Source organism: Limnobacter sp. UBA3528, assembly GCF_002377005.1.
Lineage (GTDB): Bacteria > Pseudomonadota > Gammaproteobacteria > Burkholderiales > Burkholderiaceae_B > Limnobacter.
On the sequence record NZ_DFOZ01000013.1, the window covers coordinates 56,761 to 65,840 of the forward strand.

Here is a 9,080-nt window from a genome sequence, read left to right on the forward strand (position 1 = left end):
CTTAGTTCAATCACTCCCAAATAAGTCTCTTGTATAAATCTTGTGTTCCACATCAGCAAGCTCTTGCACATGCCGGTTGCAGAGTATTAAGTCTGCCTGCTGCTTGAACTGTTCCAGGTTATTCACCACCCTGCTTCGGAAGAACTCGGGCTCTTGCAGCACCGGTTCATACACAATCACCTCAATGCCCTTGGCCTTGATGCGCTTCATGATTCCTTGAATAGCTGATGACCTGAAGTTGTCGCTACCTGCTTTCATTACCAAGCGGTAAATGCCCACCACTTTGGGACTCCTGCCGACTACGTCTGATGCAATGAAGTCTTTGCGTGTAGTGTTGGCTTCTACAATCGCCTGGATCATGTTCTGTGGCACATCGCTGTAGTTGGCCAGTAGTTGCTTGGTGTCTTTGGGCAAGCAATAGCCACCATAGCCAAAGCTTGGGTTGTTGTAGTGGTTGCCGATGCGGGGGTCCAGGCTTACGCCATCAATAATTTGGCGCGTGTCTAGCCCGTGTGTTGCAGCGTATGTATCCAGTTCATTGAAGTAAGCCACCCGCATGGCCAGGTAGGTGTTTGCAAACAGTTTGATGGCTTCAGCTTCGGTACTGCCCGTAAACAGGGTGGGTATGTTCTGCTTGATTGCACCTTGCTGCAGCAACGCAGCAAACTGCTGGGCCCGCTCGCTTTGCTCACCCACTACTATACGGCTGGGGTAGAGGTTGTCGTACAGGGCTTTGCCTTCTCGTAAAAACTCCGGGCTGAATATGATTTGGTTGGTGTTCAGCTTCTTGCGCAACTGTTCGGTGTAGCCCACCGGGATGGTGCTTTTAATCACCATGGTGGCTTTTGGGTTAATTGCCAGAACATCGCCCACCACTGCTTCAATCGATTGGGTATTGAAGTGGTTGGTCTCGGGGTCGTAATCGGTGGGGGTGGCAATAATCACAAAGCTTGCACCCACATAGGCCTCTTCCTTATTGGTGGTGGCTTTGAAGTTCAGTGGTTTGTTAGCCAGGAAATCTTCTATTTCCGCATCGTGAATAGGCGACTTTTTCTGGTTCAGCAAATCAACCTTGGCTTGAACAATGTCCAAGGCCACCACTTCATTGTGCTGGGCCAGCAGCGTGGCGTTGCTTAAGCCCACGTATCCCGTGCCTGCAATTGCTATTTTCATGAATTTAAGGGTCAACATTGGATTAAATCTGTTCAAAAATGAACACACTCGATAATAGATGCTTAGTAATTACATGTCTATGAAATTGCTGCACTGCACATACCCAGTATCAGCTACAAATAACGTAGTTTTACTGACATCTCCCCGCATTTGCGGGGGTAAATTAGAGCGTTTATTTATTGACCAAACCTCACTTCGCAAACACACTTGCGTTCATGAAAATTTCCATTATTACTGCGGTGTACAACCGCGCCAGCACACTCATCAGCTCGATCGATTCAGTGCAAACGCAGTGCTACGCCAACACCGAACATGTGTTGGTTGATGGCGCTTCCAGCGATGGTTCTGTTGAATTGATTCAGCAACGCATTCGCGCGCACGATGTGTTCGTGAGCGAACGCGATGGCGGCATTTACGACGCGCTGAACAAAGGGTTGAAACTGGCCACTGGCGATGTAATTGGGCTGGTGCATTCAGACGACTTTTTGGCCGATCCGCATGTGCTTCGGGACGTTGCGCAAGCCCTAAGCCAACCCGGTGTACACGGGGTGTATGGCGATTTGCAGTATGTGTCGAAAGACGACACCAATAAGGTGATTCGCCATTGGGAATCGGGCCAATACCACCCTAGCAAACTAAAGCGCGGGTGGATGCCACCGCACCCTACCCTGTTTTTAAAGCGCGAAGTGATTGAGCAGTGGGGCGGCTATGACACCACCCTGCGCATTGCCGCCGATTACGACGCCATGCTGCGCTACCTGCACAAGGGGCAAATTCAATTGGCTTATATTCCGCGCGTGTTGGTCAAAATGCGGGTGGGCGGTGAGAGTAACAAGTCGCTTAAGAAAATTATGCAGAAAAGCCGCGAAGACATGACCGCCCTGCGCAACAACGGCGTGGGCGGTTTTGGCACCTTGCTGTTTAAAAACCTGAGCAAGATAAAGCAGTTTTTTTAACTACGCGCGAGCAAGCCTTGATTTACCTTTCTGGTTTCGTCTAACTGCTTGGCGATTAAGGCGCTGGTTTCTTGGCTTAAACCTACCGCCTTGGCCAAGGTTTCAAACTGAGCGAGGGCGTGAACGGTGTGCTCAACGATTTGCCTGGCTTCGCCCCAATTCGCAAAACCTGCCGCAGCTGCCAGGCCTTGCACGGCCTTCAACGGCGGCGCTTTGCCAAAGCCTGCAAATGCCGTGCTGTGCTCACCGTGGGGGTGGGGGCTAAAGGTGACATCGTAAAAAGGTGCTGGCTGCCAGTGGCCTTGGTCGTTTTGTAAAAACGCCCAGTTTTTGCTGTGGTCGTCTTGATTGCTCGCCAGCAAATTGAACATAGCGCGCCGAAATTGAAGCTGAGCTGCCGCAGGCGATTTACACAAGCGCCGGGTTGCTGAAATTAGCGTTTGGTAATCCAGGCTGGGCAAGCGAAAGTCTGCACCCAACAGGCCACAAGCACTGTGCATGTGCAAGCGGCCAGCCGGGCCCTCTTGATTGGAAACCCAGTCAAAACGCTTTAAAGCCAGCCAAGGGTACTGGCGATTGGCCTGGCTGGGCTGAACCAGCGTGAATTGCGCCGGTTCTAGCTGAAGTTGCTCAGCAAGCTGCAAGTACACCGCTTCGCAAACACCTTCCTCGTGGCCCAAGGGCAAACTTGCGGAGGTAAATTTAACCAACCAGGCTTCATCGCCCGCCCTGGACGCCGTGCTGCAGTTGGCCCAGTTGCCGGGTTGCGCATATATCAAGGCCTTGGGCCTTGCGCCTCCCGAATTTCCGCTGACCACCAAGGCTTGCAGCACCTCCCCGGTTTGCCCCTCGAACACGGCTTGGGCTTGTTGGCCCAATTCGGAAAGGTCAATATCGCTTTGAGTTATAGCTGCATATTGTGAATTGGGGGCGTACGCCAAGGCACCCACTGCACCCTGCCCAACAAAGGACAGGCGGTCCATTTGCGTGAGCAGGTTGGGCAGTATGCCATGCTGGCGAAACACGCGGTCTTGAAGCAACAGCCCCCAGCCATCGGGCAGGCTATCGGCAAACACACCATGCAGGCCTTGGTGAGGGCCAGCCGGGGCTTGCTGAAGGGCCAATGTGTTATTCAGCGCGTAAGGCGACAAATTGCCGAAACGGCCCAAATAATTGTCGTGGTACTGAAAGTAAACGCCTTGCCTGTTTTGCGCCAGGGTGCCCACTTCAACTTGCTGGCCAGTTGACAAGGTGCGGCTTACATTCAGTTTTTGGATGGGTTTAAAACTCATCGGCCAGCACCTGTTCGATGGTTGTTGGGTGGGCTAAGGTGTTGTTGTGCCGCTGATTAAGCAGCATGGCCAAGCGGTCTATGTTGTCCAGGCACTCCCAAAGCAGCAAAAACTGGCGTAGCGATATTTGGCCGGTGGTTTCAAACTTTTTGATGGTGGGCGCTGGCACAGTGCTAATTTTTTCCAATGCCTGACGAGACAGCTTTTGCTGCTTGCGCAGCCGCTGAAGGTGCTGGGCCAGCTGATTTTGCAGGTTGGTTTCAGTAGACAAACTGATATTCATTTAAGACACAATAGTATCCATACAACCTAATTATAACAACTTATGGATATTATGGTGCCTATTTTCTTAGTGCGCACGCCTGCGAAAGAAAATACCCAGCACCAGCATGCGGCGGTACAGCCGCACATAGGCCACTACGCTGAAGGCCAGCCATGCCAACACCATGCCCAGGCTTTCTGGCCAGAACACGGCGCCCAGCATGGGCACTGCGGCGTAAATCCACATTAACGGGGAAGTGGCAGCATTGCGCTGCCAAGCTGGTGCATAGGGCAACAGTTTGCGGCTAACCACGCGGCGATACACCAAGCTGTGTAAATGGGAAGCATCGGGCGCGCCAGGGTTGTGCCTGCGTTTGCGCGTGGTTCGGCGGTACACACTGAACAGTGTTTCAATCACCGGGTAACCGCACACCAGCAACATGGCCCATGGGCTTACTTCGATGGGGTTGCGCATGGCCAGCATTACAGCCAGCATGGCGACGTAGTAGCCCAGAAAATAGGCCCCAGCATCGCCCAGAAACAGGTGGCCCTTGGGGTAGTTGATGAACAGAAAACCCAAGGTAACCGACACGCCCAGTAGCGCAAGCTGAATAATGACGAAGTCGTCTACACGCCATGCGATGGTGGCCAGCGTAAGCAGCATAAGCACCACCACGCCACCAGCCAGTCCATTGAAACCATCAACAATATTCACGCTGTTGGCAATACCTGCCACGGCAAAGGCGGTGAATATGAGGCCGATTGGGGCAAGTGCCAGCAACAGGTCTACGCCCGGTACATTCACAAAACTGACCCAGTAACCAGTGAGCAATGCTGCGATTAAACCGCTGGCAATGGTAGCCAACAGGCGGGCTTTCACGCTAATGCGCTTGGTAATATCTTCGGCCAGGCCAAAGGCAAAGGCCGGCAACGCACCCAGCAACAACAGGCCCAACAAGTGTTGGCGGTTGCTGCCCACGGGCAGGAATGACCAAGCCGCGATTAAGCCCACGGCCAGCGCGATACCGCCAATGCGGGGCGTTGGAATGGTGTGAAATTTTTGGATGCCCTGGGGGGCATCGAGTGTAAGGCGGCCATGCCATTTTTTAGTTAATACAATAAACAAGGCCACCAGAAAGCTACATAACAGCCCTACCATGGCCGAGGGCCAATTCAGGCTTAGCGCCGCTGCTGTTTGCATGATGCTCCACACACATGAAACAGTGCTTGCGGGCAGGCAAGCACATTGTTTTATTTAAGTCATTAAAAATGCCCGAGGCGGCAAATTGCTACAGGTAATATTTCGTAATTATTGCACCTGCTTCATGGCAGGTTTGTGACACAGCACCTAAGGGTGAAGTATACGCCTGCCTTTGTTACACGTGTTACAGCCTTTTGGATTCAGCTAGAGGCCATTAATTGCTTACGGGCGAGTGGAGAATTGGTTGGCATGGCGATAGTAATGAAGGTTTTATTTCGCAATACCGAGGAATACTGCCAGGGCACGTTCAATTTCTATAAGCCCATTTGCATCAAGACGACCAAAGGCGGGGCCGACCTTTTCTTGTTTCACTGTGATCGCTTTGTCAATCATGATCTGGGAAGTTTTTTGTAAACCATTCTCGGGAGTGGCATGCACTGTGACACGCAGCAAGGGCGCGGAGACAAGCGTGCCAGTTACCGGCAACACAGTGAGTGTAGGGTGCTCATGAAACAGGTCGGATTGAATAACCAACGCCGGGCGAGGCTTACCAAAATCGCCCTGCGTTGCGATTGTTACTAAATCACCTCTCATTAATCGGTCCAACCATCAATGTCGCGTGCCGACTCGTTTAACAAGTGATCAATCGCCTGATCTGTAGAGTCACTCTGCGCAACAACACTCGATTGGCGCGCACATTCCTCAGAGAAGCCTGGTTTGCGGGTGTCGGGCACCCAAATTTGAACTGGGCGCAACCCGGCCGAACGCAAGGAATTGCGATGCTTTTGCACACGAGAATTTACATTGCTATTTGCCATAAGTTTCGCCCTTCCTGTTACATGTAACAGCTTACGCGATAGCAACACCACCTGCAACCTAGACAAGCCGGTCACCTTCCCACCAGTTGAATGGCCTGTTTGGCCATGGTATTGACCGACAGGTGCAGCAGGTTGAACACCCAGCGGATGGTGACCACTGAGGCATCTGCCAATGCATAAGTTGAGCGGCCCAGGTAAGCCATGATGGCATTGAGCATGCCAGCTACCTCTTTGGCTTGTTTGTGGCTGGCTTGGGCGTAGCGGGCGAGTATTTCCGAGATCTGATCCAATACCGTGAATGCCCCCGTGCCGTAATGGCTCACGCTGAGCAAGCTTTGGGCACCCAAGCGGCTCAGCATGTCGTGAATGGCTTTGTTGATTAGCTTGAGCAAACGCCCACTGAACATGGCACCCGGCATTTTGGCGAGTTGTTCAAACTGCCCTGCTTCTTTGTTGTTGGCTGGGTACAGGGAGTTTTCAAGCTGCTGTTGTTTACCTTGGGTAAGGCTTTGCATTTGTTTCCAACTGCTGTTGACCATGCTGCCATAGCCGTTGGCCAGCATGTGCTGCATGGGGTTGATTTTCAGCATGCCGGCTTCTAGCAGGTAAGTGCCGTGCACATAGGGAGAATGCACAAAGGGGTAGCAAGGTACCATGGTGACAATATCCGCTTCGTTGGCCACGCGGTACACATGGGCCACTTTCATTTTTTTACTCAGGTGCTCGGCATACGGCACCATACCCACGCGGGGTGCGGCCACGGTGTACAGGTAAGCGTTCAGGCCAAGCTCGGCGCAAGCCGCTGCATTGAGATTGGCCAACGCACCGCCCAGACTGTGGCCCATGCAGTGCACTGCGGTGGGCTTGAAACCGAGGTTTTGTTGCCTGATGAATTCATTAAGCTGCTGAACATAGCTTTTGAATGTGGTGCCAAAGCCTTTGTGAATGGCGTGGCCAGTGGGGCCAGGGGTAGGAATGGCGTTGATGTCGGTACCAGCATCAGCCCAAGTGGCTGTGCCACGGGTGGCGATGACGATTTCGCGGGAGCGACCACCGTTGAGCTGGGCCATGAAGCCGAAGCCGCTGGAGACGGGGGAGGTGAGGCCGGAGGAGGCGGTGATTAACTTAAGAGAATTGAGATCAATGAACGGCATCGAAATTCCCAACTGATCTTTAAGCGCAATTGAGTCCCTACCTTTGGCTTTATATGCGCCATCGGAGAGCAAGTAAATTTGATTGGGTGTTAACTGATTCATCTTAGACATTCCCGTTGTGTTGGCATCGGACGATTCGACCGTGGTCGTAGTGCTCATAGGTAGACAGATCACAATTGATTGTTATGACACCTTCTTTTGCTTCACTTCTTTCTCCGAAGTCGTGCTTGGTGTATGACCAAATTGCATAGCGCTGGCCTTCGTGAATAAGCCATACGAGCTGCGAAATATTGGGATTCGCCGACAACAAATCTGGTCTTAAAAATCTTCGTTCCTGAACCACATCGAACTTGAAGCGTCCGTCGATGCCAGTTGAAGCAGTGTCGCTGTACTTACCCCCTTCAAATCCACCGCTGTAGAGTTCTCGCGTTACAACCACGTTGGCCAGCGGCTTTCCTTGCCAATGAATAAAACCCTCGATAGGCGAGCAGTAAACAATTTTTCTGAACACAAAGGCCTCCGAGGGGACGGGAGAAAGGGGCAGCAGCAATACCAAAACGAACAAGATGCGGTACATGGTCAAAGCCTGCATGTTTTGAACAAACGAGCACGCTAGCACTGGGTGGGGCGGGAGGCAAAAACAGGGTTGAGTACGTAATCAGGATGGGGGTTATAGCCACTGGCGATTGCAGAGGAATACACCGACAAACCTAGCAAGAGAATTATTCATTAAGGATGATGTAATGCGAACATGGCCCTTACAGCATGCGCCCGCCAGGGGTCAGTTAAAGCGCAATTCGAGGCACTTTACTCGGTTTGATGTGCCGCTGCCAAAGCGGTTCTCGAAGTAAAGGTTTGCGAATTGACTTAAAGACTGATAATGTACACACATAACAGTACACACTTTGAGGCGCCAATGACTTCACCTTTTGCTACCACTCGGGTTTTCAACAATGGCAACAGCCAAGCAGTGCGTATTCCCGCCGAATTTCGCTTGAACACGGATCGGGTTCAAATTAGCCGAAATGAGCACGGCGATCTGGTTATTCACCCCATACCTGCTGAGCGCGGGCAAGCTTTGTTGCTAGCGCTGCAGGCTTTGGGCGAAGTTGATGCGCAATTTATAGCGACACTGGAAGCTGAGCAAGAACGCAGCCAACCCATGCAAGATCGCGAGGCGCTGTGATCTATTTACTAGACACCAACATTCTGATTTACCTGATCAAAAACCAACCACCGACCATTGCGCAGAAAGTAAATTCGCTACCCACAGATGCAAAACTGGCCATGAGTTTTATTACCTGGGCAGAACTGTTGAAGGGTGCAGAGCGCAGCAACCGCAAGCCAGAAACCTTGAGCAGGCTTGATCAACTGGCCCAGCAGATCAACGTGATCTACCCAGAGGGCCAAGCGATATGTAGGCACTATGCAGAACAATTTATGCAATTAAAAGATGCAGGAACCCCCATAGGGGCAAACGACTTGTGGATTGCATGCCACGCGCTGGCCGTAAATGCAACGCTGGTAACCCACAACACCAAGGAATTTTTAAGAGTGAAAGGGCTGGCGGTTGAAGATTGGGTGGTTGAATAGATTGGGCAGATTAATCGCTACCAAACAAATCCCGTGTGTAAACTTTGTGCTCCACATCAGCCAGTTCCTCAACATGCCGGTTGCAGAGTACTAAGTCTGCCTGCTGCTTGAATTGCTCCAGGTTATTCACCACCCTGCTTCGGAAAAACTCAGGTTCTTGCAGCACCGGTTCATACACGATCACCTCAATGCCCTTGGCTTTGATGCGCTTCATGATTCCCTGAATAGCCGATGACCTAAAGTTGTCGCTTCCTGCTTTCATCACCAAGCGGTAAATGCCCACCACTTTGGGACTCCTGCCGACTACGTCTGATGCAATGAAGTCTTTGCGTGTGGTGTTGGCATCCACAATGGCCTGAATCATGTTCTGTGGCACATCGCTGTAGTTGGCCAGTAATTGCTTGGTGTCTTTGGGCAAACAATAGCCGCCGTAGCCGAAGCTTGGATTGTTGTAATGGTTGCCGATGCGAGGATCCAGGCTTACACCATCAATAATTTGGCGCGTGTCTAGTCCGTGTGTTGCGGCGTAGGTATCCAGTTCGTTGAAGTAGGCCACTCGCATGGCCAGGTAGGTGTTGGCAAACAGCTTGATGGCTTCAGCTTCGGTGCTGCCCGTAAACAGGGTGGGTATG

The 9,080-nt window shown here is 51.8% G+C and carries 12 protein-coding genes; 3 read left to right on the top strand and 9 right to left on the bottom strand.

What is annotated here, in order from left to right; all coding sequences use genetic code 11:
* Nucleotides 1–6: 6 nt before the first annotated feature.
* Nucleotides 7–1,173: a nucleotide sugar dehydrogenase gene (locus B4N58_RS03255; RefSeq protein WP_291745729.1), complete on the bottom strand. Its 1,167-nt coding sequence runs from the start codon at nucleotides 1,171–1,173 to the stop codon at nucleotides 7–9.
* Between the two features lie 215 nt (nucleotides 1,174–1,388).
* On the opposite strand from B4N58_RS03255, the gene B4N58_RS03260 reads away from it, so the two are divergent.
* Nucleotides 1,389–2,129: a glycosyltransferase family 2 protein gene (locus tag B4N58_RS03260; protein WP_291745731.1), complete on the top strand. Its 741-nt coding sequence runs from the start codon at nucleotides 1,389–1,391 to the stop codon at nucleotides 2,127–2,129.
* Here the strand turns inward: B4N58_RS03260 and B4N58_RS03265 are convergent.
* The 7 genes from B4N58_RS03265 to B4N58_RS03295 all read right to left on the bottom strand — a co-directional run bounded on the left by B4N58_RS03265 (nucleotide 2,126) and on the right by B4N58_RS03295 (nucleotide 7,432).
* Complete coding sequence (locus tag B4N58_RS03265; RefSeq protein WP_291745732.1) at nucleotides 2,126–3,421, bottom strand: type II toxin-antitoxin system HipA family toxin; 1,296 nt, start codon at nucleotides 3,419–3,421, stop codon at nucleotides 2,126–2,128. The genes B4N58_RS03260 and B4N58_RS03265 overlap by 4 nt on opposite strands.
* On the bottom strand, nucleotides 3,411–3,704 hold the full coding sequence (locus tag B4N58_RS03270) for an XRE family transcriptional regulator (protein WP_171100899.1): 294 nt from the start codon (nucleotides 3,702–3,704) through the stop codon (nucleotides 3,411–3,413). Before B4N58_RS03270 ends, B4N58_RS03265 begins: the two co-directional genes overlap by 11 nt.
* Before the next feature lie 66 nt (nucleotides 3,705–3,770).
* Complete coding sequence (locus tag B4N58_RS03275; RefSeq protein ID WP_291745736.1) at nucleotides 3,771–4,883, bottom strand: MraY family glycosyltransferase; 1,113 nt, start codon at nucleotides 4,881–4,883, stop codon at nucleotides 3,771–3,773.
* A gap of 270 nt (nucleotides 4,884–5,153) precedes the next feature.
* On the bottom strand, nucleotides 5,154–5,477 hold the full coding sequence (locus B4N58_RS03280) for a type II toxin-antitoxin system PemK/MazF family toxin (RefSeq protein WP_291745738.1): 324 nt from the start codon (nucleotides 5,475–5,477) through the stop codon (nucleotides 5,154–5,156).
* Nucleotides 5,477–5,701, bottom strand: coding sequence for an antitoxin MazE family protein (locus B4N58_RS03285; RefSeq protein ID WP_291745740.1), 225 nt, complete (start codon nucleotides 5,699–5,701; stop codon nucleotides 5,477–5,479). The genes B4N58_RS03280 and B4N58_RS03285 overlap by 1 nt, the downstream gene beginning before the upstream one ends.
* 71 nt (nucleotides 5,702–5,772) lie before the next feature.
* Nucleotides 5,773–6,771, bottom strand: a complete 999-nt coding sequence (locus B4N58_RS03290) for a lipase family protein (RefSeq protein WP_291745742.1) — start codon at nucleotides 6,769–6,771, stop codon at nucleotides 5,773–5,775.
* 187 nt (nucleotides 6,772–6,958) lie between these two features.
* Complete coding sequence (locus B4N58_RS03295) at nucleotides 6,959–7,432, bottom strand: DUF6795 domain-containing protein (protein WP_291745744.1); 474 nt, start codon at nucleotides 7,430–7,432, stop codon at nucleotides 6,959–6,961.
* Between the two features lie 339 nt (nucleotides 7,433–7,771).
* Between B4N58_RS03295 and B4N58_RS03300 the strand changes: the two genes are divergently transcribed.
* Both B4N58_RS03300 and B4N58_RS03305 read left to right on the top strand, forming a co-directional pair.
* Nucleotides 7,772–8,041 carry an antitoxin gene (locus B4N58_RS03300; protein WP_291745746.1) on the top strand — a complete coding sequence of 90 codons (270 nt, stop codon included), beginning with the start codon at nucleotides 7,772–7,774 and terminating at the stop codon, nucleotides 8,039–8,041.
* Nucleotides 8,038–8,448 (top strand): type II toxin-antitoxin system VapC family toxin, encoded by a 411-nt coding sequence (locus B4N58_RS03305; protein WP_291745748.1) that lies wholly within the window; start codon nucleotides 8,038–8,040, stop codon nucleotides 8,446–8,448. The genes B4N58_RS03300 and B4N58_RS03305 overlap by 4 nt, the downstream gene beginning before the upstream one ends.
* Nucleotides 8,449–8,458: 10 nt before the next feature.
* On the opposite strand, the gene B4N58_RS03310 is transcribed toward B4N58_RS03305, so the two are convergent.
* Nucleotides 8,459–9,080 (bottom strand): UDP binding domain-containing protein (locus B4N58_RS03310; protein WP_291745750.1); only part of this gene is annotated, 622 nt, incomplete at its 5' end.